The sequence below is a fragment of the Flavobacterium arsenatis genome, assembly GCF_031456785.1.
In the GTDB taxonomy this organism is placed as follows: domain Bacteria; phylum Bacteroidota; class Bacteroidia; order Flavobacteriales; family Flavobacteriaceae; genus Flavobacterium; species Flavobacterium arsenatis.
The window spans coordinates 25,691-52,669 of record NZ_JAVDVI010000005.1 but is presented as its reverse complement, the minus strand read 5'-3'; the positions used below and the strand labels follow the sequence as shown (position 1 = coordinate 52,669).

Annotated in this window: 27 protein-coding genes; 21 read left to right on the top strand and 6 right to left on the bottom strand. The window is 35.5% G+C overall.

Annotated features, from left to right (window positions below; all coding sequences use genetic code 11):
* Positions 1 to 97: 97 nt before the first annotated feature.
* The 5 genes from J2X31_RS06870 to J2X31_RS06850 form a co-directional block, all read right to left on the bottom strand.
* Positions 98 to 1,078 carry a carbon-nitrogen hydrolase family protein gene (locus J2X31_RS06870; protein WP_310025513.1) on the bottom strand — a complete coding sequence of 327 codons (981 nt, stop codon included), beginning with the start codon at positions 1,076 to 1,078 and terminating at the stop codon, positions 98 to 100.
* A 24-nt stretch (positions 1,079 to 1,102) separates the two neighbouring features.
* Positions 1,103 to 1,528 carry an acyl-CoA thioesterase gene (locus J2X31_RS06865; RefSeq protein ID WP_310025510.1) on the bottom strand — a complete coding sequence of 142 codons (426 nt, stop codon included), beginning with the start codon at positions 1,526 to 1,528 and terminating at the stop codon, positions 1,103 to 1,105.
* A gap of 9 nt (positions 1,529 to 1,537) precedes the next feature.
* Positions 1,538 to 3,142 (bottom strand): AMP-binding protein, encoded by a 1,605-nt coding sequence (locus J2X31_RS06860; protein ID WP_310025508.1) that lies wholly within the window; start codon positions 3,140 to 3,142, stop codon positions 1,538 to 1,540.
* Between the two features lie 66 nt (positions 3,143 to 3,208).
* Positions 3,209 to 5,503: an oxidoreductase gene (locus J2X31_RS06855; protein WP_310025506.1), complete on the bottom strand. Its 2,295-nt coding sequence runs from the start codon at positions 5,501 to 5,503 to the stop codon at positions 3,209 to 3,211.
* A gap of 1 nt (position 5,504) precedes the next feature.
* On the bottom strand, positions 5,505 to 6,110 hold the full coding sequence (locus J2X31_RS06850) for a flavin reductase family protein (RefSeq protein WP_310025503.1): 606 nt from the start codon (positions 6,108 to 6,110) through the stop codon (positions 5,505 to 5,507).
* Between the two features lie 214 nt (positions 6,111 to 6,324).
* Here J2X31_RS06850 and J2X31_RS06845 point away from each other — a divergent pair, with 214 nt between their 5' ends.
* The 21 genes from J2X31_RS06845 (at position 6,325) to J2X31_RS06745 (ending at position 26,384) form a co-directional block, all read left to right on the top strand.
* Entirely contained in the window at positions 6,325 to 6,645 is a 321-nt protein-coding gene (locus J2X31_RS06845) for a hypothetical protein (protein WP_310025502.1), read from the top strand.
* A gap of 11 nt (positions 6,646 to 6,656) precedes the next feature.
* A complete protein-coding gene (locus tag J2X31_RS06840) occupies positions 6,657 to 7,289 on the top strand; it encodes a hypothetical protein (RefSeq protein WP_310025501.1) in 633 nt (210 codons plus the stop codon).
* Between the two features lie 66 nt (positions 7,290 to 7,355).
* Positions 7,356 to 8,153, top strand: a complete 798-nt coding sequence (locus J2X31_RS06835; RefSeq protein WP_310025499.1) for a sensor histidine kinase — start codon at positions 7,356 to 7,358, stop codon at positions 8,151 to 8,153.
* Complete coding sequence (locus J2X31_RS06830) at positions 8,153 to 8,812, top strand: response regulator (RefSeq protein WP_310025498.1); 660 nt, start codon at positions 8,153 to 8,155, stop codon at positions 8,810 to 8,812. Before J2X31_RS06835 ends, J2X31_RS06830 begins: the two co-directional genes overlap by 1 nt.
* A gap of 128 nt (positions 8,813 to 8,940) precedes the next feature.
* Positions 8,941 to 9,390, top strand: a complete 450-nt coding sequence (locus J2X31_RS06825) for a hypothetical protein (RefSeq protein ID WP_310025497.1) — start codon at positions 8,941 to 8,943, stop codon at positions 9,388 to 9,390.
* 266 nt (positions 9,391 to 9,656) lie between these two features.
* The gene (locus J2X31_RS06820) at positions 9,657 to 11,120 is read left to right on the top strand and encodes a glycoside hydrolase family 130 protein (protein WP_310025496.1); all 1,464 of its coding nucleotides are present in this window, start codon (positions 9,657 to 9,659) and stop codon (positions 11,118 to 11,120) included.
* Positions 11,121 to 11,314: 194 nt separating this feature from the next.
* Positions 11,315 to 11,734: a transposase-like zinc-binding domain-containing protein gene (locus J2X31_RS06815; RefSeq protein ID WP_310025495.1), complete on the top strand. Its 420-nt coding sequence runs from the start codon at positions 11,315 to 11,317 to the stop codon at positions 11,732 to 11,734.
* Between the two features lie 103 nt (positions 11,735 to 11,837).
* The gene (locus J2X31_RS06810) at positions 11,838 to 13,214 is read left to right on the top strand and encodes a porin (protein ID WP_310025494.1); all 1,377 of its coding nucleotides are present in this window, start codon (positions 11,838 to 11,840) and stop codon (positions 13,212 to 13,214) included.
* A gap of 22 nt (positions 13,215 to 13,236) precedes the next feature.
* A complete protein-coding gene (locus tag J2X31_RS06805) occupies positions 13,237 to 13,500 on the top strand; it encodes a DUF4212 domain-containing protein (protein WP_310025493.1) in 264 nt (87 codons plus the stop codon).
* A gap of 12 nt (positions 13,501 to 13,512) precedes the next feature.
* Positions 13,513 to 15,225: a sodium:solute symporter family protein gene (locus tag J2X31_RS06800; protein WP_310025492.1), complete on the top strand. Its 1,713-nt coding sequence runs from the start codon at positions 13,513 to 13,515 to the stop codon at positions 15,223 to 15,225.
* 257 nt (positions 15,226 to 15,482) lie between these two features.
* Positions 15,483 to 18,179: an ATP-binding protein gene (locus J2X31_RS06795; protein WP_310025491.1), complete on the top strand. Its 2,697-nt coding sequence runs from the start codon at positions 15,483 to 15,485 to the stop codon at positions 18,177 to 18,179.
* 11 nt (positions 18,180 to 18,190) lie between these two features.
* A complete protein-coding gene (locus tag J2X31_RS06790) occupies positions 18,191 to 18,556 on the top strand; it encodes a response regulator transcription factor (RefSeq protein ID WP_310025490.1) in 366 nt (121 codons plus the stop codon).
* Between the two features lie 100 nt (positions 18,557 to 18,656).
* Positions 18,657 to 20,564 (top strand): acetate--CoA ligase, encoded by a 1,908-nt coding sequence (gene acs / locus J2X31_RS06785; RefSeq protein ID WP_310025489.1) that lies wholly within the window; start codon positions 18,657 to 18,659, stop codon positions 20,562 to 20,564.
* Between the two features lie 145 nt (positions 20,565 to 20,709).
* On the top strand, positions 20,710 to 20,862 hold the full coding sequence (locus tag J2X31_RS06780) for a hypothetical protein (RefSeq protein ID WP_310025488.1): 153 nt from the start codon (positions 20,710 to 20,712) through the stop codon (positions 20,860 to 20,862).
* A gap of 159 nt (positions 20,863 to 21,021) precedes the next feature.
* On the top strand, positions 21,022 to 22,143 hold the full coding sequence (locus tag J2X31_RS06775) for an NAD(P)/FAD-dependent oxidoreductase (RefSeq protein ID WP_310025486.1): 1,122 nt from the start codon (positions 21,022 to 21,024) through the stop codon (positions 22,141 to 22,143).
* The gene (locus J2X31_RS06770) at positions 22,140 to 22,853 is read left to right on the top strand and encodes a methyltransferase domain-containing protein (RefSeq protein ID WP_310025483.1); all 714 of its coding nucleotides are present in this window, start codon (positions 22,140 to 22,142) and stop codon (positions 22,851 to 22,853) included. Before J2X31_RS06775 ends, J2X31_RS06770 begins: the two co-directional genes overlap by 4 nt.
* Positions 22,850 to 23,902: a type III polyketide synthase gene (locus J2X31_RS06765; protein ID WP_310025482.1), complete on the top strand. Its 1,053-nt coding sequence runs from the start codon at positions 22,850 to 22,852 to the stop codon at positions 23,900 to 23,902. Before J2X31_RS06770 ends, J2X31_RS06765 begins: the two co-directional genes overlap by 4 nt.
* 7 nt (positions 23,903 to 23,909) lie before the next feature.
* Positions 23,910 to 24,353 carry a 3-hydroxyacyl-ACP dehydratase FabZ family protein gene (locus J2X31_RS06760; RefSeq protein ID WP_310025481.1) on the top strand — a complete coding sequence of 148 codons (444 nt, stop codon included), beginning with the start codon at positions 23,910 to 23,912 and terminating at the stop codon, positions 24,351 to 24,353.
* A 9-nt stretch (positions 24,354 to 24,362) separates the two neighbouring features.
* Positions 24,363 to 25,631 (top strand): beta-ketoacyl-[acyl-carrier-protein] synthase family protein, encoded by a 1,269-nt coding sequence (locus tag J2X31_RS06755; RefSeq protein WP_310025480.1) that lies wholly within the window; start codon positions 24,363 to 24,365, stop codon positions 25,629 to 25,631.
* A gap of 10 nt (positions 25,632 to 25,641) precedes the next feature.
* Entirely contained in the window at positions 25,642 to 25,896 is a 255-nt protein-coding gene (locus tag J2X31_RS06750; protein WP_310025479.1) for an acyl carrier protein, read from the top strand.
* Positions 25,893 to 26,384 carry a 4'-phosphopantetheinyl transferase family protein gene (locus J2X31_RS06745; RefSeq protein WP_310025478.1) on the top strand — a complete coding sequence of 164 codons (492 nt, stop codon included), beginning with the start codon at positions 25,893 to 25,895 and terminating at the stop codon, positions 26,382 to 26,384. The genes J2X31_RS06750 and J2X31_RS06745 overlap by 4 nt, the downstream gene beginning before the upstream one ends.
* Here J2X31_RS06745 and J2X31_RS06740 read toward each other — a convergent pair.
* On the bottom strand, positions 26,377 to 26,976 hold the full coding sequence (locus tag J2X31_RS06740; RefSeq protein ID WP_310025477.1) for a 3'-5' exonuclease: 600 nt from the start codon (positions 26,974 to 26,976) through the stop codon (positions 26,377 to 26,379). The two genes, J2X31_RS06745 and J2X31_RS06740, sit on opposite strands and share 8 nt — an antisense overlap.
* Positions 26,977 to 26,979 lie beyond the last annotated feature (3 nt).

Sequence of the window (26,979 nt, the reverse complement as noted above, 5' to 3'; positions counted from 1 at the left end):
CTTTCCGAAGTAGTTTTTGTTCTGAACCCCAGAACAAAAAGCTACTTTCTCCAATCGGGGCTATTTAATTAATCATAGTTTTGGCAACCGTAGAAAATTACTTTTTGTTGAAATCCTCATGATTATCCACAAAAGTAATCTTCCTTGTTGGAGCAACATTCACTCTCAAATCAAAAATATCAAAACGGTTGTAATGTCCGAGGATATCGTGCATTTGTTTTGGCTGAATGCATTTTTCCAAATCGATATCAGCATATACAATTCCTTCTTCATCAATCAAAGGTTCACCAATTACAGCTCCGTTCGGACCAATAAATCCTGAAAAAGCCGAACTTTTCCGTGTCAACAATTCATCTACATTTGGAACATCTTCACGCAAGGCATCCTTTATTTCCTGTGAAATTGTTGAACAGGAAACTATTGTAAACAATTTGCCTTCAAAGGAATGGGCTGCCGCTCGAATTTTGATCGCTTCGGCCATATCGTAATCGGGTGGGGCAACCGGCAATGAAATATAATTCGCAATGTGAATCAATTCGCCTTGAGCTAACAATGTAAAACGGGCCAAAGTATTGGTGTTTTCGCCACAAGCCAAAGTTCCAATTGGACCAATTTCAGTATTATATACTTTTAGGGAAGAACCGTCACCACTTGTCCAGGTAAGCTTTTCTGCCCAGGTTGGCACTAGCTTTCGGTGTTTTCCTATTACTTCACCTTTATTGTTAATAATCAAGTTTGTATTATAGATTTCGCCATAACTGTCGCCACGTTCATTGATTCCAATTACAACATGGCAATTGTATTGCTTTGCGGCTTCAAATAAAGGTTGCATGGCTTCATCGCTAACTTTTACGGCACTTTTGTATAAGGCTTCGTACCATTTGCTTCCTTGAACAGGCGTCATAATCCAATTCCAATACGGATAACCTGCAACAAATACTTCCGGAAAAGCAATAAGATTCGCACCATTTGAAGAAGCTTCTTTTATAAATGAAACCGCTTTTTCAATAGTTTTTTCTACGTTTAAAAAAACGGGTGAAGTTTGAACGGTTGCTGCTTTGAATTTTTTAAATTCCATTTTTGTTGTATTAAGATTGGAGTATTAAGACAGAACAAATTTTGATATCTTTTCTTTCATTTCTTCCGAAAATGATTCGGCTTTTATACCGCCACGATTATCTTTGAAAGCTACATTTACCAAAGTTACTTCTCCTTCTAAGCATATTTTTCCTTCTTCGTCTTCAAATTTAAAACCGCATAGGAGTGAAGCACCTCCAATATTTTTTACCCAAAGCGATTTCGTTAAAATTTCTCCCAAACGAGCTGCTTTTTTAAATTGCACTTTTAAATCGACCGTAGGAATCCCATTGGTTTCATGTATTTTAGAAAAAGGTCGTTCCAAGGCTTCTTCGAACCAATCTTCCACCAAATCATTCAGCATTTCCAAGAACCTTGGATAGAAGACAATTCCGGCATAATCAACGTGTTTGAAACGTATTTTTTCTTTTTTTATAAAATAATTGCTCATTTTGTTTTGCTAATTTTTTAATTTAAATCGTTGAATCTTGCCTGTTTCCGTCTTTGGTAAACTTTCAATAAAACGTATTTCTCTTGGATATTTATAGGGAGCGGCAACTTCCTTGAACCAATCCTGGATATGCTTTGCAAACTCTGAATTAGCCTTTGCTTGCTCTTTTAAAACAATATAAGCACAAACCAGCATTCCTCTTTCTTCATTCGGCAAACCAACCACGGCACATTCGGCAATGTCATCGTGTGTCAACAAAACACTTTCAACTTCGATTGCCGCAATATTATAACCTGATGAGATAATCATATCGTCGCCACGGGCTACGAACCAAAAATAACCGTCTTCGTCCTTGCGGAAAATATCGCCTGTGATGTTCCATTTATTCTGAACATATTCTTTTTGTTTTTCTGTAGAATTCAAATATTTGCAACCTGTAATTCCTCGAATCGCTAATCTTCCAGGCTCATTTACAGCAACTTCATTTCCCTTTTTGTCTACGATCTTAGCTTCATAACCACGAATTGGCAAACCGGTGGCACCTTTTCGCATGTTTTCTTCATTTGATGATATAAAAATATGAAGTATTTCGGTAGAACCAATACCATCAATGATTTTTAATCCTGTGGCTTCGTACCAATCTTCCCAAACCTTTAAAGGCAAAGCTTCTCCGGCTGATACACATTTTCGCAACGACGAAATATCAAATTCTTTCACTTTAGAAGTGATAACTCTCCAAGCTGTTGGTGCTGTAAAACAGATAGTTATCTTGTACTCTTCTATCGCTTTAAGCAAAAGTTCAGGCGATGGTTTTTCTATTAAAAAGGTGGAAGCTCCATAGTAAAATGGAAACAAAACCAATCCACCAAGTCCAAACGTGAAACCCAAAGGTGGACTTCCTGTGAAAATATCGTGTGCTGTTGGTTGCAATGAATATTTGGGAAAAGCTTCGCAAATCAATAGAATATCTTTGTGATAATGTGAGGTCATTTTAGGTTTTCCGGTGGTTCCAGAAGTAAATCCTATAAGACAAATTGATGTTGAAAGTGTATGATAATTATGAAAAGTTGTAGGTTTTGAAGCCATCAATTTTTCCAAATCAGAGGTATTTTCATTCAAACCATCGTAAGTGCAAACATTTTTCAAAAAAGGAGAATTTACAAGATTCATTTCGTCGCACAATCTGATATCACAAAAAGCATGTGATATTTCGGCACTTTCGATCATGACCGATAATTCCTTTTCTCGTAAAAGAGGCATGGTTGCCACAACGATTCCGCCAGCTTTTAAAATAGCAAACCAACAAGCTACAAACATCGGATTGTTAGCCGAACGGATCAAAACGCGATTACCTGAAACAAATCCTAAATCATCTACTAAAACGTGTGCAATCTGATTGGATTTTTCGTATAAATCTTGAAAAGTCCATTTTTCTGTAAAGGTTTGAATTGCGATAGCATTTCCTCGACCTTCCTTTATATGATTGTCAAGTAATTTATCTACACAATTAAGATTTTCTGGGAATTCAAAATCAGGATGACTCCAGATGTAGTCAGGCTGTAAATCCTCTGAAGGAAGATGATTATGGGCGAAATTATCTTGGTAGTGTTTCATTTTAATTTAATTTCTCGCTAAGACACAAAGTCGTAAAGGTTGGTCTTAATACTTTATCTTAATACTTTACTTATGCGATTCTGGTTTCAATGCTTTCTTCATTCCTTCGACCATTTTTCGTTCTCCTGCTTTCATTGGGTAAAAATGAGGAAGTGCTATCTTATATTGAACTGGAACATCGTTGCTTTCAAATTGTTCATAAGCTTGGGCATTCCGAACGAAATTCGGCTCTAGAAGCAATGTTTTCCCTAAGGCTACCAAATCGGCTCGACCGTTTAATAAAATGGTATTAATTTGGTCAATGTCTTGAATGTATCCAGCCGTAATAGTTGGAATATCAACCGTATTTCGAATAGCTTCGGAAAAAGGTGTCTGCCACATCCTGCCAATTGCTGGTTTTTGATGCGAAACCGTATTTCCTGTTGAAACGTTTATGATATCAGCTCCAGCGTTTTTAAAAGCTTCGGCAATTGTAAAAACATCTTCTTCTGTGATTCCGTTTTCGGCCCAATCTGAAGCCGAAATCCTTACTGACATTGGTTTGTCTTGATTGAAAACCTTTCGCATTTCATTGAAAACCCTTAACGGGAATTTCAATCTGTTTTCGATGCTTCCGCCGAATTCATCCTTACGAATATTGGTTAAAGGGGATAAAAAAGAAGCCAATAAATAACCGTGATGAGCTTGCAATTCCATCATATCAAATCCTGCTTCATCGGCATTTTTTGTAGCTTGGACAAATTGAGCAACTATTTCATCCATATCCGAAAGAGTTATTTCTTTTGGAATACTTAACTTTTCATTGAAAGCAATTGACGAAGCCGAAATCAAGTTCCAACTGTTTTCCAAAGGTTCGTTTGTTCCTTCCCAAGGTTTTTTGATGCTTCCTTTTCGACCTGAATGACCAAGTTGGATTCCTATTTTTGTAGAAGTGTTTGTATGAATGAAATCAACTAATTTTTTCCACTCAACTAATTGTTCATTAGTATATATACCTGTACAACCTAAAGTAATTCTTCCTGTTTGGGAAATAGCAGTCATTTCGGTTAAAATCAATCCTAAACCTCCAATTGCACGATTCGTATAATGGGTAAAATGCCAATCGTTTATAAGTCCATCTTCGGCAGAATATTGTCCCATAGGAGCCATCACAATCCTGTTTTGCAGTTCCATTTTTCGTAATGAAAAAGGAGTGAAGGCGGCCGGTGTTTTTAGATTTTCGATTCCACGTTTTGTATTGAATTCATTCAAGACCTTTTCTGGAAAGGATTTGTCACGAAGGGCAAGATTTTCAAACGTTACCTTCTTGGCACGCGTCATCACGCCAAAAGCAAATTGATAGAAATCGTGTTTAATGTGACGGTCCATGTTTTCGAACCATTCGAGCGAGACGTTGGCAGCGTGCTGGATCATTTCGACACGGTTTCGACGGAGCTGTTCGTATTTGGCGAAAGCCTTGTCTTTATCAGTGCCAAATTCAACAATGGAATCGGACAAAGCAATGGCACATTCCATAGCGAGTTTTGTTCCCGAGCCTATTGAATAATGGGCTGTAGCCTTGGCATCTCCCAATAAAACAATGTTATCCTTGTACCAAACATCGTTAGTAATAGCTGGAAATTGACGCCAATGGGATCGGTTTGAAATCAGGCCGTGACCATCTAATTCTTCGGCAAATATTTTAGAAATCCTGTCGATTGTATCTTCTTCATTTGTAGTTTCAAAGCCTGCGTTTTCCCAAGTTTGTGGACTGCATTCGAAAATCCAAGTGCTCATTCCTTTTTGGTATTGGTAGGAATGTGCTACAAAAGTTCCGAAAGCGGTTGTTCTGAAGAAATAAGTAAAGGCATCGAGCGGTTTTGTAGAACCCAGCCAGACGAATTTATTTTTCTTTAATTCGGTTTTTGTGCCAAAATCAGATGCAAATTTATCTCTAATTGCACTGTTGATACCGTCACAAGCCACAATATAATCAGAATCCTTGAAATGGCTTAAATCATCAACATTGTGTTCGAAATGAAGATTGACGCCTTCTTCACGGCATCTTTGCTGTAACAATTGCAACAACGTTTTTCGGGAACAGCCACAAAAACCGTTTCCAGCGATGTTGACTGTTTCACCATTTCGGGCTACTACGATATCGTCCCAATAGGCAAATTCATTTCGGATTAAATCATACGATTTTGTATCTCGGGTTAGGAATTCGCCCAAAGTTTCATCAGAGAATACTACGCCAAAACCAAAACTATCATCGGCTTTGTTTCGTTCATAAATGTCGATTTGACAATCGGGAAGTGCTTTTTTGGTAAGTATTGAAAAGTAAAGTCCGCCTGGACCTCCACCTATAATTGTAATTTTCATTTTAATTTCGTTTGACAGAGAAAATTTCTCCTAATTTAGAATAACCTGACCCAGCAAGTCTTGAAATGGGACTGTATTTTTCCATATTAATTTTATAATCGTCCAGTAAAACGCTTTCGTGGAAATGGAACATAACGACTTTTCCAACCATGATGGTTTGACCGCCAAATCTGTTGTTTTCAAGGGTATAATGATGAACCAATTCACATTCCATCGAAATAAGGCATTCCTTGACACGTGGCGGTTTTATTTTTACAGAAGCAATTGGAGTGACACCAGCATGATCGAATTCGCTTTCGAGAGAAGGAATAGATTGGGCTGTCATGTTCATTTGCTCCACCAATTCTTCGGTTACCATATTGACAACAAACTGTTTTGTTGCCAGGACATTGCTTAAAGTATCTCTGTTTGCGTTTGGAGAACCGGAAGCGGAGAACATGACGTGAGGAGGATCGTCGCCAACGGCATTGAAGAAAGAAAAAGGGGCGAGGTTGAGTATTCCATCTTCGCTTATTGAAGATATCCAGCCAATTGGACGTGGAATAATCGCGCCAGTAAGTAACTTGTAAATGGCTTTTTGATCCAGCTCGTCAGGATTGAATTCCATATTATTGTTGTTTGCACAAATAAAAGAAAATTTTATGAATCATTTTTAATGATTTTTGTTATTTGTGGGATAAAAATAAGGAATATGGAATTTTATCCTACTACTTTGGCTACGTATAAATACCTATTTTTTCATACTTCTTTTGATATTAAGATTTAATAGCATTATTTTGTTAGTGATTCACCAAAAAAATCAACCAAAAACAATTAAACCTATGACACTAAATCCGATTAACTTAGAGGTTGCTCAAAAATGGGCAGAGAAATGGAACAATGATGTAAATATTCTTAAAGGAATAAAAGCATTTAAGATTCCAGGAAAAAATATAACAGCTTTAATGAATCAACCTGGAACAGTTGACATCAGAACCTATCTTGCTGTTAAAGACAACAACGAACCCACTGTTTTGGTTGTTGGAGTAGATGCGAATGGGAATGATATGATTGATCCTGCCAAGGGATTCCACATCTATGATTTTGCAGAACCTTGTCCGAGCTGTTGCAACAATGGACCTTCACACATCAACCGTCTTTAAAACATTTTCTTGTGCAGAGATATATTGCTGATTTCAATTATTTGTTGTTATTGATCAATTTGGTTTTGTTGTTATCTCAATTTAAGAAATACAACAGGACAATGAGAATCTTCACGTTCTATATGCTTGTTATTGCAGTTATCCAGCTGACAACGCGATATTACAGTAGAAACGGCCTAAACAATTTGTTCTTGTCGCATTTTTATTTTATACTTCAGTTTGTGTTGCTGAGTTTGTTTTATAAAACTATCTTACCCGTTATTTCACAGAAAAGAAGTGTAGTAGCGGGGTTATTTTTGTGTTTTATAATCTTAGGTATTCAATATTATCTCAACCCTTCACTTTTTTATACTTTCAATTTATTGGAAATTTTCATCACTTCATTTTTGATATTGATTTATGCCTTGTTTCATTTTTACAATATATTGGCCGAGAGCAAACAATATTATTACCTAAATACGGGAATTTTCATCTATATATTTGGAAGTACGGTACTGTTTATGTCAGGTGATATTTTGAGTACAATTGAACCCTCTTATGGAAAAATCATCTATACCTTGAATGGTTTTCTATATGTTGTTTATCAGGTTTATATCTTTATAGAATGGAGAAGAATCAAGAAAGCCGATTCTGTGATTGTTTAAACCTTCACGCATATCCATAAAATTTATATCTTTAACATCTATAAATTTTTTCTTTAGCCCAACAAAATGCAGGTCACCCCAAACGCAGAACAATTTATTGAGGCAGTTGTCTATACTTTTGTAGCTTTTGTGTTAATGGCTGTTTCGTTATTGTTGTTTTTTTATTATTCTCGAAAAAAAATCCTTAAAAAGGAATTGGAGAAAAAAGATTTGGAATTAACACATCAGCTAAAACTTCTTGAAGCAACCTTGGAAACACAAGAAAAAGAACGCCAAAGAATTGCACGAGATCTTCACGATGATATTAGTTCCAAACTAAATATTATATCATTAAATGCTCATTTGTTGGCCAGTAAAAACCTTCCCGAAAAAGATTTTGATGAAATAAGTTCCAATATAATTTTGATTACAGGACAAGTTTTGGAGAACTCACGCCGTATCGCACATGATCTCTTGCCACCAATTCTCGATAACTTTGGACTCCATGCAGCGTTGGAAGAACTCTGTCATTCCAATTGCCAAGGCGAGATTATGAACGTGACATATAACAATCCAAAAGAACAAATTGCTTTTGAAAAAATTGATACCAAAGGACATCTGCATGTTTTCAGGATCATACAGGAACTCATCAACAATTCTATCAAGCACGGAAAAGCTTCTAAAATTCGGATTGAAGTTAAAAATGAAAACAATATTTGTCATATTCATTATTCGGATAACGGAATTGGCTTTAACATAAAACAAGCCGAGGCCAAAAACGGCATCGGAATGAAAAACATTAAAAGCAGGACAGCTTTTTTGAATGGAAAATTCGAAATAAAGAGTATTGAAAACAAAGGTATAATGGCTAAACTATCTTTTTAATGTCCGAAAAAATTCAGATCATAGTGGTAGATGATGAAGTCCTTTTTAGAAAAGGCATCATCTTCTTGCTCGAAAGGAAGAAAAACATCAACATCGTTTTTGAAGCTGGAGATGGCGAAGAGCTTATCGAATATCTCAATAAGGCAAAAGTCCTACCTGATATTATCTTGATGGACATCAATATGCCGATTATAAATGGTGTTGAAGCCACGAAAACAATCAGAAAGGAATTTCCGGAAATCAAAATCATAGCCTTAACCAGTTATCACACCCCTTTGTTTATAGCAAATATGATCCAGGAAGGAGTTGCATCTTATCTTATAAAAAATGCACATCCTGACGAAATGATCAAAACCATCAGCGAAGTTGCCAATAAAGGTTTTTATTACAATGAAAATGTACTAAAAGTCTTGAGCGATAATTTTTCTCCCAATAAAAAAATACTGAACATATTGAGCGATGATTTTCTTACTTCTCGCGAAAGGGAAGTCCTTGAATTAATTTGCCGTCAACACAGTACAGCCGAAATTGCAGAAAAAATATTTATCAGCCCCAGAACAGTTGAGAGCCATCGAAATAGTCTTCTTTTAAAGACACAAACCAAGAACGTCGCGGGTTTAGTAGTATTCGCTCTTCAAAATAAAATCGTTCAACTTTAATTTATTGTAATCTTTTTCTTTGTTTTGGTGATTAAAAAATCCGTATTTATACGGATTGTGGGATTAAATACTTTACCCGAAATTTACATCAGTAAAAAACCCAACACCAAACCTAAAAAAGATTTATCATGATTACATTACTATTTTCAGGACGAAGTGCTTCTGTAATGAGGGCTGTCGAAAAAGCGAATGAAATCCTTGCAAGCGATACTTTTTATGAAACAATAGCATCGCTTCCGCAAATGTCGAACACAACGTTATCCTCTCCGGAAATTGCAAAAATATTAAAGACAACCGATCGAAAGATAACTGTTGCTACCTATTGGAATCCTTTTGGTGCTGTAACCAAGACAATGAATTCCTATCGATTTGATGTGAATACTAATAAAATTAGTTGTGTCACTGCATATGCCGTCAATACGCTTATTAATCAAACTATTCAAGTAATTGCTTTGCTGGGAAATAATATAAATTTCTCTAATTCAGAACATTATAATGAAGAAGAGGAAAATGCTTTTCCGTGGAGAATAGGAGAAATTGCCGAAATTATTTCTCGGAAAACAAGACGGTTTGCATAATCAAATGCAATGTGCCTTTTTAAAATGAGTTTTTAGAATCTAGTTTGTTATAGTTAAGTTCCGTTTCCTAAAAAGCGGAACTTGGTAAAGCCGTTACTTTTGTAGCGGCTTTTTTAATTCTATGAATTCATACGTCTGTAAACTTCAATTATATGAATTAGGAAACTTTTAGCAATTCGCAACAATCAAATGTTAAAATTTAATTGTAATTTAGAATCTTCTAACCCCAAGAAACTATTAATCCTAATAATTAAAATCATTTCTATATGAGATTATCCATCGAAAGAAAAGCGGTAAAAGTATATCCTGACCCAAAACGTGTCATTGCTCGATATTTTTTTAACGGCGAAGAAAGAGCAATGTTTTTGGTCAGTAAAATAATGGAAATGAGCAATGAAGAGGTGTTTTCTATTGTTTCTCCCTTGTTGCAGGATTTTTCAAAACGACATAGAAACATCACCAAGAAATTACTGAAACATTGCGAAAAAGTAAGGCATTGCATAGAAAAAAGTGGTGCCGATTTCGAGCAGATGAATATTTATACCAAATATCTGATTGGAGCCTATTTCACGCATGAATATTCCATAGAATCGGCTGCGTTTTTTAATCCATCCATAATTTTAGATCCCGATCAAAGTCATCTTGAAGATGGACAGTCACGCTTGATTATAAGCTTTCGAGCCGTTGGAGAAGGACACATTTCATCTGTGGTTTTTCGTCGGGCAATGATTGACAAGAACATGAACATCATTGTGATTCCTGCCGGAAACTATGTTGATGAAGCCGAGAAAATGCATCAGATGATTTATCAGAAGAGCCTCTTTTTGAAAAAAGGCGAGGAAGCTGACATAAATTCAGATTTCCTAAAAGATGTAGATGAACGACTTGAAGAGCGTTTTGATTATGAAAGCTTAAAAAAACTTGTTCTTCAAGCAAAAGAGCAAACCAAGGACGAGAAAACCATCAAGCAATACAATCAAATTTTAGCCTTGTCAGACAGTTATAGAAAAATAAGCTTTTCGAGGGATACTGATATCAGTGACAGGGTTATTTTTCCAATCTCCGACTTTGAAAGCAAGGGAATTGAAGATGCCCGATTTGTAAAATTCACAAAAGAAAACGGTCAGACGGTTTATTATGCGACTTATACCGCTTATGATGGCGTTCACATCATGCCAAAGCTTTTACAGACGACTGATTTCTACGATTTTAAAACTTCTCCTTTGAATGGGGAAGGAGCCAAGAATAAAAATCTCGCTTTATTTCCTCGAAAGATAAACGGAAAATTCGTAATGATGTCACGCATAGATGGTTGGAACAATTATCTGATGTATTCCGATAATATCAATATTTGGGACGATCCCATAAAAATCCAGAGTCCGCTTTACCCTTGGGAATTAGTTCAAATAGGAAATTGTGGTTCACCAATTGAAACCAAACACGGATGGCTCGTTATGACACATGCAGTCGGACCAATGAGACGTTATTGCATTGGAGCTTCATTATTGGATCTGGAACATCCGGAAAGAGAAATTGGTCGTTTGAGAGAACCTTTGATCATGCCAAATCCAGACGAACGCGAAGGATATGTTCCGAATGTGGTGTATTCTTGTGGTTCAATTGTTCATAATGGAGAATTAATTATTCCTTATGGATTGTCTGATCATAGTTCGGGTTTTGCAAGCGTTAATTTGGAACTTCTTTTAAATAGATTGATGAACGGAGGTTAATCTTCAATCCTCTAAAAAATATACAAACGGATAGAGCTTTAGGTTTTATCCGTTTTTTATTTATTGGCAATATTTATTATTTCAATAAAAATTTACTACTAAAATTAGGTAGTACATAAAAATAACAAATATTTTTTACACTTTCCTTTTTTATATATTTGCTAAAATAGTATATTTATGCAAAATTTATATACATGGAGATTTTAGCGTGTCCAAAGTGTCAGGATAATCACATCGTTAAAAGTGGAATCATCAAAGACAGGCAAAGGTATTTGTGCAAAAAATGCAACTACTTTTTTACAGTCAATAAAATCGGAAAAAAGATTGATAACTACTATGTTACCAAAGCCCTACAACTTTATTTAGAAGGCCTGAGTTTTCGCGAAATCGAACGTATAATTGGGGTTTCGCACGTTACGGTTAGCAATTGGATAAAGGAATTCAATATCAAGAAACCTGCTCAAGCAGATTATCATCCAACCTATAAGATTTTCAATCATTTAGAACTAATTGAATACCTCAAAAACAAAGACCAACTATCGGGTGCCGGAATGATTATTACCGAACTTGGCGATAAATTTATGCTTATAAAATGGGAGCGTTTCAAGGACTAACTATACTACTTTACAATTATATATATTAAAATATTTCTACAACGATATAATTATGCAATTTGGTACTGTCGAAAGACAAATTAACCCCTAACCAAGAAGCATTATGAAACGAATTTATCTGATAGCAGCTTTGGTCTGCTTTACAGCGAAGTCTTTCTCGCAAGGTTCACCAGATTATGGTGCAGGAATGAAATTCAACTTAAAGGAAGATGGTTCCAAATACCTCAGGGTTTTGGCTTGGAATCAAGTCTGGTTACGTTCTACACAAATGAATCCCGGAACGATGATCAATGGAGAAGAAGCTTCCTCAAGCACCGACATCGGAAACAGACGACTCAGGATTCTTCTTCATGCCCAAGTTTCTCCACGTTATATGATTGTAACGCATTTCGGAATAAACAATCAAACTTTTACAAATGGTGGTGCTGCAGGAACTGCAGGAACCGGAGGCTATGGACAAGGAAAAAAACCAGGCTTGTTTTTTCACGATGCATGGAACGAATATGCTTTAGTTCTTCCTCAAGCTGATAAAAAATTCAGTCTTTCTCTTGGAGGTGGTTTACATTATTATATGGGACTTTCGCGTATGACGATGTCATCAACCTTAAATTATTTGGCTATTGATGCCCCAATTTTCAATTGGCCTTTGATTGAAAACTCCGATCAGTTTGCCCGTCAAGGCGGATTATTTGCAAAAGGGAAATATGGAAAATTTGAATACCGTGTGAGTTATAACAAACCTTTCGCAACAAATTTGGCTCCAGCCGATGTTCCAACTTCTGATTTGGCAGTTGCAGTTGATAATAGTGGCAATACAAAATGGTCGAAAGCAGGTTATTTTGAATATCAATTTTTTGATATAGAATCAAATGTATTGCCCTATAAAGTTGGTTCCTACTTAGGAACCAAGAAAATGTTTAATATTGGGGCTGGATTCTACAATGCTCCAAATGCAACCAGGACTTCGGTTGCTGGGAATGTTGAAAAGCATGATATCACACTACTTTCTGCCGATGTTTTTTTGGATATGCCAATCGGGAACCCGGAAAAGAAAATGGCCATAACAGCATACAGTGTTTTCTACGATTATGATTTTGGTCCAAATTATTTGAGAAATTTAGGCATCATGAATGTTGGTGTTGCCAATCCTGATTTTACTGGTGCAACGGCATTGGCTGGAGCCGGAAACCTTCAACCGACAATCGGTTCAGGAAATATCTGGTATACTCAAGCTGGAGTTTTGCTTCCAACTTCTCAAGAAAAACCTAAAGTGAGAATCCAGCCATTTGGAGCGTTTACCTACAAAGATTTCGATGCTTTGGAACAATCGAGCAGTCAATTTGATATTGGGGCGAATTTCTTCATAGATGGACATCATGCAAAAATTACCACACAATATTCAACACGACCTGTTTATACTGCTCCAGATACAAAAACATCAAAGGGAGAGTTCATACTTCAATTACAAATCTATTTATAAAATCACTTAAATATCTATAACTATGACACCACAAGAAAAAGCTACGGCTTATTGGAAGAATAACCTAAAATACCTTTATATACTACTTTCTATTTGGTTTTTAGTATCCTTTGGTGCAGGAATTCTTTTCGCAGAACAACTTAATAATTTCAAATTAGCCGGATTTCCAGTCGGATTTTGGTTTGCACAACAAGGATCGATTTATGTTTTTGTCATACTCATTTTTGTGTATGTACGACTAATGAACAAACTGGATAAAAAATACAATTACGAAGATAACGAATAAAACTAGAAAATCATGGATATACAAACTTGGACCTATATTATCGTAGGTATTACTTTTGCTTTATATATTGGAATTGCCATTTGGTCAAGAGCCGGATCCACAAAGGAATTTTATGTTGCAGGAGGTGGAGTTTCGCCTTTGGCAAACGGAATGGCAACTGCTGCAGACTGGATGTCGGCCGCTTCATTTATTTCGATGGCTGGAATCATTTCTTTTTCGGGATATGATGGAGCCGTTTATTTGATGGGTTGGACAGGAGGTTATGTGCTTTTAGCATTGCTTTTGGCTCCATATTTGAGAAAATTTGGAAAATTCACTGTTCCTGATTTCATCGGAGAACGGTATTATTCTAAAACGGCCAGAACAGTTGCCGTAATTTGTGCATTAATCGTTTCCTTTACTTATGTAGCAGGGCAAATGCGAGGTGTCGGATTGGTCTTCTCCCGATTTTTAGAAGTAGATATCAATACGGGAGTAATTATTGGGATGATTATTGTGCTTTTTTATGCTGTTCTTGGTGGTATGAAAGGTATTACTTATACTCAGGTTGCCCAATATTGCGTTTTGATTTTTGCCTTTATGGTACCTGCCATTTTTATCTCTTTACAAATGACAGGAAACCCAATTCCGCAATTGGGAATGGGAGGGACCATTAATGATGGTTCTGGAATGTATCTGATTGACAAGTTGAACGGATTATCTACTGAACTTGGTTTTGCAGAATATACAAGTGGCACCAAAAGTACTTTTGATGTTTTTGCTATTACTTTGGCACTTATGGCTGGTACTGCAGGCTTACCACACGTTATTGTTCGATTTTTTACGGTTAAGAAAGTAAAAGATGCCAGGAAATCAGCCGGATGGGCTTTGCTTTTAATCGCTATATTATATACAACAGCTCCAGCAGTTGCTGTTTTTGCAAAAGTAAATCTAATTGAAACCGTGAGTGAAAAGGAAGCCTCTGCAATGCCAGCTTGGTTTAAAAAATGGGAAAAAACGGGTCTATTAGTGCATGACGATAAAAACGGTGATGGAAAAATTCAATATGTAGCTGATAAAGAAAAAAATGAGCTTACAATCGACAATGATATCATGGTATTGGCAAATCCAGAAATTGCAAGCTTGCCAAATTGGGTAATTGCATTAGTGGCAGCTGGAGCTTTGGCAGCAGCATTGTCAACAGCAGCAGGATTACTATTGGTGATTTCATCTTCAATATCTCATGATTTGATTAAAAAAATGATCAAACCAGACATTTCTGAAAAAGGGGAGCTTTGGGCGGCAAGAATTGCGGCAACTGTGGCAGTTTGTGTTGCCGGATATTTTGGTATTGATCCTCCAGGTTTTGTGGCGGCTGTGGTAGCTTTGGCATTTGGTTTAGCCGCAGCATCCTTTTTTCCAGCCATTATTTTAGGTATTTTTTATAAGCGAATGAATAAAGAAGGTGCAATTGGTGGAATGGTCGTTGGTTTATGCTTGATGCTTTTCTATATGCTCAAATTCAAATTTGGAATATTTGATGGTGGCAAAACAGCCGTTGAAGGCTTAAAAGGCGGCTGGTGGTTTGGAATTTCGCCGGAAGGATTTGGAACGGTTGCAATGGTGGTAAACTTTCTAGTATCTTTTACAATTTGTAAATTCACGGCACCACCTCCTCAAGATGTGCAAGATATTGTCGAAAACATTAGAATTCCTTCTGGTGTTGGCGAAGCAAGTTCGCACTAAAAACAACTTCATAATGATTTTAATAGAAATCTTCATCCAAAAATGGATGAAGATTTCTTAATTTTAAAAAATGAAAAAAAGACACGAACAAAAATTAATCATCCTTTCGCTTCTATTGTTGCTTTGCTTCAACATGCCACTGTTGCTGATTTTTGACAGCTCGGTTTCGGTTATGGGGATTCCTTTAATTTACGTTTACTTTTTCTCACTCTGGATATTCTCCATTTTAATTTCATTGCTGGTTATAAAAAGATATTATGAGTAGCATCGGATTATTGATCATCTTATCCATTTATTTGGCCCTGCTCTTTGTGATTGCACATTGGGCCGAAAAACGAGGCAATTCAAAATGGACCAACAATCCGTATGTTTACACTTTGTCATTGGCGGTTTATTGCAGTGCATGGACCTATTACGGAAGCATTGGAGTTGCCGCAAATTCGGGGTTGAGTTACCTTCCGATATACATTGGTCCAATCATCATACTTCCGGCTTGGATTATTATTTTGAGAAAGATCATCCGGATTTCCAAAGTAAATAAGATTTCCAGTATAGCGGATTTCATTTCGCTTCGATATGGAAACAGCCGTTTCTTGGGAGCTTTGGTTACCTTGATTTGTATTTTTGGAATCCTGCCTTACATTGCTTTACAATTAAAAGCCATCTCAGAAACTTTTCACGTTGTTACCAAAACATCTTCCAATTCAAATATTTTTAATGATACTATAACCTATGTTGCTATTGCATTAGCATTGTTTTCTTCCTATTACGGAACCCGATATGTGGATGCGTCCGAAAAAAGAAAAGGAATTGTAACTGCAGTTGCCATGGAATCCATCCTGAAATTATTCTTTTTTATACTGCTCGGAATTTATGTCACCTTTTTTGTCTTTGATGGCTTCGATGATATTTATGTACAAGCAAGTCTATTGGAAAATTTTAAAGAAAAAAATACAATCGGTGGACTTCCGCAAGCCATAAACTGGTTCTTTCTTTGTGTATTATCGCTTTTTGCTATATTTCTTTTGCCTAGACAATTCCAAATGTCTGTCGTAGAAAACAATAGAGAAAGTCATGTCAAGACAGCCATTTGGCTTTTTCCCTTATACCTTTTACTGTTTAATATTTTTGTATATCCAGTAGCTTGGGGAGGAAATATCCTTTTTGAAGGACAAGCTGTAAACCCCGATACTTATTCACTTTTAATTCCGCAGTTTTTTAATAATCAACTTGTTACGGTTATGGTTTTCCTTGGCGGATTTTCTGCAGCTATTTCGATGATTGTAGTTTCGTCAATCGGACTTTCTACTATGTTAAGTAACAACGTTTTAATTCCCTATGGTTTTTTAGGAAGATTGCAAAGTGAAGTACAGGAAACCAATACGAAAAGGATTGTAAAGATCAGAAAAGTGGGTATTTTTTCACTGATTATTCTATCCTATTTTATTTACAGATATTTTGTTCTAGAGTATAATTTATTTTCTATCGGAATGGTATCTTTCGTAATAATTGCACAACTGGCTCCAGCTTTTTTCGGTGCGATTTTATGGCGAAGAGGTTCAAGAAATGGTGCTGTAGCTGGAATGACAATTGGCTTTTTAATCTGTACTTATACACTATTAATTCCTTATGCCATCGGAATAACCAATTTTGAAAGTACTTTTATCACCAAGGGCTTGTTTGGAATTGAGCTTTTAAAACCCTTTCAACTCTTTGGAATTGATTATCTCGATCCCGTTCCACAGGCTTTGTTCTGGAGTATTCTATTCAATACATTGGCATATTTGGCTGTTTCTGTAAGCTTCAAGGGAAATTACAGGGAACGGAATTATGCGGAAATGTTTGTTGATATTGACAAATACATCACGATGCACGAAAATGCATTCATCTGGAAAGGAACAGCTTACACAAGTGATATTCAAAAAGTATTGAATCGGTTTTTAGGCGAAGAACGAACAAAAAGGGCACTTAATCTTTTCCGTTTAAAATATAATGTTGAAAAAACCGAAGAGTTGGCCGATGCAAGATTGATAAAATTTGCAGAGAATTTATTGACGGGGCATATTGGTACGGCTTCCGCCAAGATTTTGATTGCAAGTGTTGTAAAGGAAGAAAAAGTGTCGCTTCCTGAAGTTTTGAAGATTTTGGAAGAATCAAAGGAAAACATCATCATCAATAAAAAACTGACCGAAACTTCTAGGGAATTAAATGCAATCACGGCTAAATTAAAGAAAGCCAACGACGATTTAATCAGTAAGGACAAGCAGAAAGATGAATTTTTGGATACGATTTCACACGAATTAAGAACACCAATTACGGCAATCCGAGCGGCAACGGAAATTTTGCACGACGACGACGACGTGCCTCACGAAATGAAAAAGCAGTTCCTTCAAAATATCATCACAGAATCCGACCGATTGAATCGGTTGATTTCAAAGATTTTAGACCTTGAAAAATTTGATTCAGGCAAACAAAAAATAGAACTAACTCCAAATAACATCTACCATACCATTTCGGAAACCGTCAAGCAATTGAGCCAACTGATTGAAAACAAAAACATCAAGGTGGAAATTGTTTCCAAAAAAAATACTATTGAAGCTTTATATGACGAAGATAGGATTACGCAAGTTTTAAATAATCTCTTGTCTAACGCCATAAAATTTTGTCCGGAACAAGATGGAATAATTACTATCTTTATTAAAGAAAATAATGAATCTATAGAAGTTGGAGTAGAAGATAATGGAAAAGGAATTGATGTAAACGACTTTGAAGCCATCTTTGACAAATTCTACCAATCATCAAACCAAAACATTAATAAACCAATTGGAAGTGGTTTAGGATTAGCTATTTGTAAAAAAATAATTGAACATCATAAAGGCAGAATTTGGGCCAATAATATTCCTAAATCTGGAGCACGAATTAGCTTTACTATTCCAAATCATATAAAAGAATAACAGCATTAAAAATGAAAAAGATATTAATTGTTGATGACGAACCAAACATTGTAATGTCATTGGAATATACCTTTAAGAAAAATAATTTCGAGGTTTTTATCGCCCGAGATGGTCAAGAAGCATTGGATATTTTAAAAGATTCCCAGCCAAATATCATCATTCTGGATATTATGATGCCCAATGTTGACGGTTATAACACATTGGAACAAATCAAGAAAGACGAACGTTTAAAAGACACAAAGGTTATTTTCCTGACTGCAAAAAACAAGGAAAAAGATATCGAAAAAGGACTTTCACTTGGAGCAAATTTATACATCACAAAACCTTTTTCTGTAAAGAAGCTGGTAGAGCAAGTAAATCAACTACTACAACAATAACAAAAAGTTGTATATACTAATTTAGCATAAATATATGAAAAAATAAACTTATGTTATTTATATTTACATTATCAATAGAATTTAAAAATCAAAGACGATTATGAGCTACTATCAAGTCAAAAATCTGGAACAATATTTCAAGCACTATAATAAGTCAATTCGTGAGCCAAGAAAATTCTGGGGAAAAATTGCAGAAGAAAATTTCACCTGGTACCAACAATGGGATAAGGTGGTTGAATTCAATATGGCTGAAGCCGAAATCAGTTGGTTCAGTGGTGCAAAAGTAAATATCGTCAAGAACTGTATAGACCGTCATTTAACACGAAGAGGGAATAAGACAGCAATAATTTTTGAACCAAACGACCCTAAAGAAGAAGCACAGCATATAACTTATAATGAATTGTACCAACGTGTTTCTAAAATGGCAAATGTATTGAGGGAACAAGGCATCGAAAAAGGGGATAGGGTTTGCATCTATCTTCCTATGATTCCAGAATTGGCCGTTGCTGTATTGGCTTGTGCCAGAATTGGAGCCATTCATTCGGTGGTTTTTGCTGGTTTTTCAGCTTCGGCAGTTGCAACAAGGATCAATGATTCCGATTGTAAAATGGTCATCACTTCTGATGGAGGCTATCGTGGCAACAAAACTATTGATTTAAAAGGAATTATCGACGAAGCTCTGACAACTTGTCCTTCGGTTCAAACGGTTTTGGTTGCAAAAAGAATCAATTCTGATGTGAACATGACAGCCGGAAGAGACCAATGGCTGCAACCTCTTTTAGATGAAGCTTCAGATAATAATGTGGCTGAAATCATGGATGCCGAAGATCCGTTGTTTATTCTTTATACTTCTGGATCTACCGGAAAACCTAAAGGAATGGTTCACACTACAGCTGGATATATGGTTTATACAGCCTATACTTTTAAGAATGTTTTCAATTATGAAGAAAATGATATTTATTGGTGTACAGCTGATATTGGATGGATTACAGGACATTCCTATATTCTTTACGGACCACTTTTGAATGGTGCAACAACCGTAATTTTTGAAGGTGTACCTTCTTACCCTGATTTCAGCAGATTTTGGGAAGTGATTGAAAAACATAAAGTTACACAATTTTATACAGCTCCAACTGCCATTCGATCTTTGGCGAAGGAAAGTTTAGATTTCGTTCAAAGATTTCCTTTGAGTTCTTTAAAAGTAATCGGATCTGTTGGAGAACCCATCAATGAAGAGGCTTGGCACTGGTACAACGATCACGTTGGAGGAAAGCGTTGTCCTTTGGTAGACACTTGGTGGCAAACCGAAACAGGTGGCATCATGATTTCGCCAATTCCCTTCGTAACACCAACAAAACCAACGTATGCAACTTTACCATTACCTGGAATTCAACCCGTATTGATGGATGAAAAACGTAATGAAATTGAAGGTAATCAAGTAGTTGGAAGTTTGTGCATTAAATTTCCGTGGCCTGGAATAGCAAGAACCATTTGGGGCGATCATCAAAGATACAAGGACACTTATTTTTCTACCTTTCCAGGAAAATATTTCACAGGGGATGGAGCCTTGCGAGATGAAGTTGGCTACTATAGAATCACAGGTCGTGTTGATGATGTTGTCATTGTTTCCGGTCATAATCTAGGGACTGCTCCAATTGAAGATGCCATCAACGAGCATCCCGCTGTTGCAGAATCTGCAATTGTTGGTTTCCCTCACGATATCAAAGGAAATGCATTATACGGCTATGTGATTTTGAAGGAAACTGGTGAAAGTCGAAATCAGGATAATCTTCGAAATGAGATCAATCAGCTTATTTCTGGGCAAATTGGACCAATTGCAAAACTCGACAAAATACAATTCGTTTCGGGCTTGCCTAAAACCCGTTCAGGAAAAATCATGCGAAGAATTCTGCGTAAAATAGCCGAAGGCGATTTCTCAAATTTCGGAGATACAACTACTTTATTAAATCCTGAAATAGTTGAAGAAATTAAAGACGGAAGATTGTAGAAAATAAAAATTATTATATATATTTGATGGCTGTCAATTTCTAACGTTTTTGGCAGCCATTTTTTGTATTAAATATAAAACCCGTATATTTTTTACATTAGCCCCAATCATTTTAACTATTTCCATCATATATAATCATTTCATAATGAATGCAGACGATATCTTCGGTATTTTAATATTATTTGTTAGTGCATTAGGAGCGTTGTTCTTTATCATTTCAACTGTAAAGAAAGAGGCAATGACTTTTAAATTCAAAAGCAATTCTTCGGATAGAAAATTAAAAATAAGACAACAATAACCCATATCTTGCTCTAAAAATTCTAGAGAATACTTTTAAACTAGATGCGATATTTGCATATCTTTAAAGGTATTTCAATATAATTTATTCCCAAATCCTATAAGTTTTTAAGTTTAAACACAAAGTCTTTCTCCTTACAAAGCCTTATATTTACTCATTATGAAAAATAACGGAGTAATCATAATTGGAGGCGGTTTGGCAGGTTTGACAGCAGCGATTCATCTATCTAAGATTGGAATCGAAGTCACGCTTGTCGAAAAAAATGATTTCCCTAAACATAAGGTTTGTGGAGAATATATTTCTAATGAAGTCTTGCCATATTTGTCTTGGCTTGATATAGATATTCCTTTATTAAAACCACAATCCATTTCGAATTTTCTTTTTTCTACAGAATCTGGGAAAACCATTTCTGGTAATTTGCCATTGGGTGGTTTCGGCATAAGCCGTTATGAATTTGATTATTTGCTGTATAAAAAAGCACTCGAAAATAAGTGTAAAATCATAAAAGATATTGTAACCGACATTAACTTTTCAAATGATGAGTTCGATGTTAATTTATCAGAAGGAAAAGTTCTAAAAGCTAACATTGTTATCGGAGCATTTGGTAAACGCTCTACTATTGATCAAAAGCTCAACCGGGATTTTATACTTAAAAAATCTCCTTGGCTTGCTGTAAAAGGACATTTTAATGGTGATTTTCCATCAGATCTGGTCGGATTGTATAATTTTAAAGGAGGCTATTGTGGTGTTTCAAATGTAGAAAACAATATTTTGAACATTTGTTATTTGGCTGATTATGCAACTTTTAAAAAGTATAAAAATACCGATCACTATGAGAAAGCCGTTTTATATAAAAATCCATTATTGAAATCCATATTTGAAAATGCAACTCCAATTTTCGATAAGCCTTTAACGATAAGTCAAATTTCATTTTCAGAAAAAAATTGCGTTGAAAATCATATTTTGATGATTGGAGATACTGCCGGCTTGATTCATCCTTTATGTGGAAACGGAATGGCAATGGCAATTCACGGTGCTAAAATTGTGTCTGAACTTATTCCTGAATATTTTTCTGGTGCAATTACACGCGAAACTTTTGAGAAAAATTATATCAAACAATGGACGAAAAACTTCAGTTCGAGGTTGAAAACGGGAAGGCTTTTGTCAAGGCTTTTGCAAAATAAAAACCTATCGGAAGGAATCATGGATATTTTTGGTGTTTTCCCATATCTGTTGCCTAAAATAATTCAAAAAACCCACGGAAAAACCCTTACGATATGAAGATAAATACGAAATATCGTAGTAGTGCTCCTGAAATTATGGATGATTTTTCTCTTGAAGGAGATGAAATTCGTGATGCTCTTGACAAAATCGCCAAAATTAATCAGTTTCTTGGCGGTAATAAGTTAACTTTAGATGGAGTAAAGCAACTCCTCAAAAATGGTTTCAAAAATGAGGAAATTACAATCGTAGATATTGGTTGTGGCAATGGCGATATGTTGCGAAAATTGGCTGATTTTGCAAACGAAAAAGGTTATAATTTTAATCTAATCGGAATTGATGCAAATTCTTACACCATCAAATATGCCGAAAATTTATCAAAGGATTATAGCAATGTAAGCTACAAATGCAAAGATATTTTTGAGGCATCATTTCGGAAATTAGATTATGATATTGCTTTATGCACCTTGACGCTTCATCATTTTAAAGACGATGAAATTATTTATTTACTGGATATTCTAAACCGACAGTCAAAAATGGGAATTGTCATTAATGATTTACATCGAAGCACTTCAGCTTATAAATTGTTCAAACTGTTGTGCTCAATTTTCAAATTAAATAAGATGTCGGAACAAGATGGTTTGGTTTCAATATTAAGAGGATTCAAAAAAGAAGATTTGGTGCTGTTTTCCAAAAAATTAAATTTAAAAAATTATACAATCCAATGGAAATGGGCTTTCCGTTATCAATGGATAATTTCAAAAATATGAGTGTAAAAATAGTAACAGTTGCCAAGCAATTACCCAAATATTCACGAACTACAGAGGAAATAATTCCTTTTCTGGACGGTTGGCTTTTTGGAAAAGAGGAGCGTTTCATCCGAAAAGTAAAAAAAATATTCGAAGGTGCTGCAGTCGATAAACGTTATTCCATTATGGAACCATCGGAAGTATTTACAGCAACTGCTTTCGCCGAAAAAAATGATATTTACAGTAGGGAAGTGGTACTACTTGGAGAACAAGTTTTACAGAAAGCACTTGAAAAAGCCAATTGGAAACCACAGGATTTAGACTATATAATTACTGTGAGTTGCACTGGAATTATGATTCCCTCATTGGATGCCTATCTCATCAATAAATTAAAATTGCGTCAAGATATTGTTCGACTGCCTGTAACCGAAATGGGTTGTGTAGCTGGGGTTTCTGGAATTATTTATGCTAAGAATTTCCTAGCTTCAAACCCGGGAAAGCGTGCTGCTGTAATTGCCGTAGAAAGCCCAACGGCTACTTTTCAGTTAGATGATTTTTCGATGGCAAACATTGTCAGTGCTGCAATTTTTGGCGATGGTGCCGCTTGTGTTTTGCTTTCCTCAGATGAAAATAACGAAGGTCCCGAAATTCTTGCCGAAGAAATGTATCACTTTTATGATAATGAACACATGATGGGTTTCAAAGTTACGAATTCTGGTTTGCAGATGGTCTTGGATATTGAAGTCCCAAATACTATTGCTTCCCATTTCCCGAACATAATTCATCCTTTTTTAGCCAAGAATAATCTTAAGATAGAAGATATTCAACATCTTATTTTTCATCCTGGCGGAAAAAAAATCGTTCAAACGGTGGAAGATTTATTCAAAGAATCACATAAAAATATAGATGCAACGAAAGAAGTTTTACGTTTATATGGAAATATGTCAAGTGCTACGGTTTTGTATGTTTTAGACAGTATCATGAATGATAATCCTAAAAAAGGAGAAAAAGGTTTGATGCTCAGTTTTGGTCCAGGATTTACAGCACAAAGAATTTTATTACAATTTTAATTTAGATATGACTGATAAAGAAATACTTGAACAATTACCGTATTCAAAACCATTTTTGTTTGTCGATGAGATTCTAAAAATTGATGAAAATGGTGTTGAAGGTACTTTCTTTTTTGATGGGGATTTAGAATTTTATAAAGGTCATTTTAAAGATAATCCTGTTACACCTGGAGTAATACTAACAGAAACGATGGCACAAATTGGACTTGTATGTTTGGGAATATTTTTATTAAATTATAAATTAAATAAAAGGAAGTTAATATCCTTAACATCAGCTAATATTGAATTTTTAAAACCTGTATTTCCGAATGAAAAAGTGACTGTTATTTCGGAAAAAATATACTTTCGTTTTAATAAATTGAAATGCAATGTAAGGATGTTGAATGAAAAAAATGAAGAGGTTTGTTCGGGAACAATTTCAGGAATGATGGTAAATATCAAACAAGTATAATTTCTAATTATGCAAAAAAGAGTTGTCATAACAGGGCTTGGTATCGTTGCTCCAAATGGAGTAGGGATTGACGCGTTTTTAAAAGCAATACAAACAGGCAAATCCGGAATTAAATTCAATCAGCAATTGGCAGACTTACAATTTTCTTGTCAGATTTCGGGGACACCGAAAGTATCTGAAAGTCTAAAATTGGACTATTTTACAGAACTTGAATTAAGGAATTTCAATTCAACTGGAATTTTATATGGCGTTATTGCCGGAATTGATGCTTGGAAAGATGCCGGTTTGCAAATAGAAAACAGGCAGCAACCCGATTGGGACAGCGGAACCATCTTTGGAGCTGGAACTTCCGGTATAGAAAAATTCCGCGAAAGCATTTATAAGATTGATGATTTGCAAACACGGAAACTTGGGAGTACGGCTGTAGCCCAAACAATGAACAGTGGAATTAGTGCTTTTTTGGGCGGAAAACTAGGCTTGGGAAATCAAGTAACAACAAATTCATCAGCTTGCGCAACTGGAACTGAAGCGATCTTAATGGCTTATGAAAGAATAAAATCAGGAAAAGCAAAACGTGTTTTAGCAGGAAGCACAAGCGATTCCGGTCCTTATATTTGGGGCGGATTTGATGCGATGAAAGTTTGTACATTTAAACACAATGATACACCGGAAACTGGCTCAAGACCGATGAGTTCGAGTGCTTCGGGATTTGTTCCAGGAAGTGGAGCAGGAGCTTTATTGCTCGAAGATTTGGAATCGGCCTTAAAACGTGGTGCGAAAATTTATGCGGAAGTTTTAGGTGGAAATATTAATTCCGGCGGTCAAAGAGGTGGAGGAACAATGACGGCTCCGAATGCAGCTGCGGTTCAAAAATGTATTAAAGAAGCCATTTCAGACGCAGGCATTTCCTCCCAAGAAATAGATACAATCAACGGACACCTGACAGCGACTTCCAAAGATTTTTTCGAAATTTCGAATTGGAGTGAAGCCTTGGGTTTAAATGGTAGATTGTTTCCTTATATCAATTCACTGAAATCCACAACTGGACATTGTTTGTCAGGTTCTGGAAGTATTGAAAGTGTCGCTTCAATCTTGCAATTGCATCATGGTTTTATTTTTCCGAATATCAATTGTGAAGATTTAAATCCCGAAATTACTGCCATTATTGACTCTTCAAGAATTCCACAGCAAATTATCCACAAGGAAATAAATATTGTTGCAAAGGCAAGTTTTGGTTTTGGAGATGTAAACGGATGCGTTATTTTTAAAAAATATTAGATTTATAATTATGAAAGAAGAAAACTTGATCAACAAGCTGAAGATTATTATAAAACCTTACGTAAAGGACGAAGAGGCTTTGAAAAACTTAAATGAGAAAACAGATTTCATCAATGATTTGATGATTAATTCTGCTAATTTAGTAGATATTGTATTAGATATTGAAGAAACTTTCGACATTGTAATTGATAACGAAGCAATGGAAAAAATGCTCAATGTTGAAGCTGCCCTGCAAATTATAGAAACCGAACTTGCAAAGAGATGATTGGTAACGATATCGTAGATTTAGAATTAGCCAAAACCGAAAGCAATTGGAAAAGAAAAGGTTTCTTGGAAAAAATTTTCACGGAAAGTGAACAAAAAATTATTCTGTATTCTGAAAATCCTGAAAAAATGGTGTGGCTTTTATGGAGTTGCAAGGAAGCTGCCTATAAAATTCACAATCGACAAACACTCATCAGAGCTTTTATTCCATTGCAACTAGAATGCGATTTAGAATTTGCTAATAAACAAATTTCAGTAAAAGTAAAATGCTTTGATAAATGCTATTTTTGTAGAACCGAGGTTACGGAAAATTACATTTACACAATTGCAGTTGCAAAGCAGGATTCTTTCCAATTTATAAAAGAATTCGATAAAGGTTTAAAAATTATAAAGAAAGACGGGATTCCCTATATTCACGGAAATCAAAATACTATATCGATAACCCATCACGGAAAATTTGACAGACGAATTTTTCTTGAAACTAATTAATTCCCAATCGGGATTTTAGTTTTAGAAAAAGCAAAGCAATTGTATAAGCATCCTCAGAGGCCGAAACCCTGTCGCTGGTTTCAATTTTAAAAAGCATACTCAGCTCATCCAATGAAAATTCCTTGTCATCACTAACTTCTTTCCATTTTCGATACATGACTTCAATATCCAAAGCTTCATTCCTAATTCTGCCACATTTCAGTTTTTCCAGTGCATTGTTGATTATTTCCACATCAAAATCAACACGATGACCTATGATAACAGCATTTCCTAAATATTCAACAAAAGCTTGAATTGCTTGAGGTTCGAGGGATTTAGGCTGTTTGCTTTCGATTATAAATTCATTTGAAATACCATGGTCGTGGTTGTAAACATATTGTAGCAATACCACTTCAAAAGTATCACCAATTAGTATTGTATTGTTTTCGATTCCGATGGCTCCAATAGAAAGTATTACATCTTTATTGGCATCCAAACCAGTAGTTTCAGTACTCAGCACGACAAATCGATTCGATTTTTTTTCGAATTTGGATAAATATTCTTTCCAGAAATCAGGATAATCCTTGTTGATGTTTTTTAACCAATCGAGCATATT

Bases quoted from the DNA above. Each gene is read 5' to 3' on its own strand.
- J2X31_RS06870 (WP_310025513.1), bottom strand. From the start codon at position 1,078: ATGGAATTTAAAAAATTCAAAGCAGCAACCGTTCAAACTTCACCCGTT.
- J2X31_RS06865 (WP_310025510.1), bottom strand. From the start codon at position 1,528: ATGAGCAATTATTTTATAAAAAAAGAAAAAATACGTTTCAAACACGTT.
- J2X31_RS06860 (WP_310025508.1), bottom strand. From the start codon at position 3,142: ATGAAACACTACCAAGATAATTTCGCCCATAATCATCTTCCTTCAGAG.
- J2X31_RS06855 (WP_310025506.1), bottom strand. From the start codon at position 5,503: ATGAAAATTACAATTATAGGTGGAGGTCCAGGCGGACTTTACTTTTCA.
- J2X31_RS06850 (WP_310025503.1), bottom strand. From the start codon at position 6,110: ATGGAATTCAATCCTGACGAGCTGGATCAAAAAGCCATTTACAAGTTA.
- J2X31_RS06845 (WP_310025502.1), top strand. From the start codon at position 6,325: ATGACACTAAATCCGATTAACTTAGAGGTTGCTCAAAAATGGGCAGAG.
- J2X31_RS06835 (WP_310025499.1), top strand. From the start codon at position 7,356: ATGCAGGTCACCCCAAACGCAGAACAATTTATTGAGGCAGTTGTCTAT.
- J2X31_RS06830 (WP_310025498.1), top strand. From the start codon at position 8,153: ATGTCCGAAAAAATTCAGATCATAGTGGTAGATGATGAAGTCCTTTTT.
- J2X31_RS06825 (WP_310025497.1), top strand. From the start codon at position 8,941: ATGATTACATTACTATTTTCAGGACGAAGTGCTTCTGTAATGAGGGCT.
- J2X31_RS06820 (WP_310025496.1), top strand. From the start codon at position 9,657: ATGAGATTATCCATCGAAAGAAAAGCGGTAAAAGTATATCCTGACCCA.
- J2X31_RS06815 (WP_310025495.1), top strand. From the start codon at position 11,315: ATGGAGATTTTAGCGTGTCCAAAGTGTCAGGATAATCACATCGTTAAA.
- J2X31_RS06810 (WP_310025494.1), top strand. From the start codon at position 11,838: ATGAAACGAATTTATCTGATAGCAGCTTTGGTCTGCTTTACAGCGAAG.
- J2X31_RS06805 (WP_310025493.1), top strand. From the start codon at position 13,237: ATGACACCACAAGAAAAAGCTACGGCTTATTGGAAGAATAACCTAAAA.
- J2X31_RS06800 (WP_310025492.1), top strand. From the start codon at position 13,513: ATGGATATACAAACTTGGACCTATATTATCGTAGGTATTACTTTTGCT.
- J2X31_RS06795 (WP_310025491.1), top strand. From the start codon at position 15,483: ATGAGTAGCATCGGATTATTGATCATCTTATCCATTTATTTGGCCCTG.
- J2X31_RS06790 (WP_310025490.1), top strand. From the start codon at position 18,191: ATGAAAAAGATATTAATTGTTGATGACGAACCAAACATTGTAATGTCA.
- acs (WP_310025489.1), top strand. From the start codon at position 18,657: ATGAGCTACTATCAAGTCAAAAATCTGGAACAATATTTCAAGCACTAT.
- J2X31_RS06780 (WP_310025488.1), top strand. From the start codon at position 20,710: ATGAATGCAGACGATATCTTCGGTATTTTAATATTATTTGTTAGTGCA.
- J2X31_RS06775 (WP_310025486.1), top strand. From the start codon at position 21,022: ATGAAAAATAACGGAGTAATCATAATTGGAGGCGGTTTGGCAGGTTTG.
- J2X31_RS06770 (WP_310025483.1), top strand. From the start codon at position 22,140: ATGAAGATAAATACGAAATATCGTAGTAGTGCTCCTGAAATTATGGAT.
- J2X31_RS06765 (WP_310025482.1), top strand. From the start codon at position 22,850: ATGAGTGTAAAAATAGTAACAGTTGCCAAGCAATTACCCAAATATTCA.
- J2X31_RS06760 (WP_310025481.1), top strand. From the start codon at position 23,910: ATGACTGATAAAGAAATACTTGAACAATTACCGTATTCAAAACCATTT.
- J2X31_RS06755 (WP_310025480.1), top strand. From the start codon at position 24,363: ATGCAAAAAAGAGTTGTCATAACAGGGCTTGGTATCGTTGCTCCAAAT.
- J2X31_RS06750 (WP_310025479.1), top strand. From the start codon at position 25,642: ATGAAAGAAGAAAACTTGATCAACAAGCTGAAGATTATTATAAAACCT.
- J2X31_RS06745 (WP_310025478.1), top strand. From the start codon at position 25,893: ATGATTGGTAACGATATCGTAGATTTAGAATTAGCCAAAACCGAAAGC.
- J2X31_RS06740 (WP_310025477.1), bottom strand. From the start codon at position 26,976: ATGCTCGATTGGTTAAAAAACATCAACAAGGATTATCCTGATTTCTGG.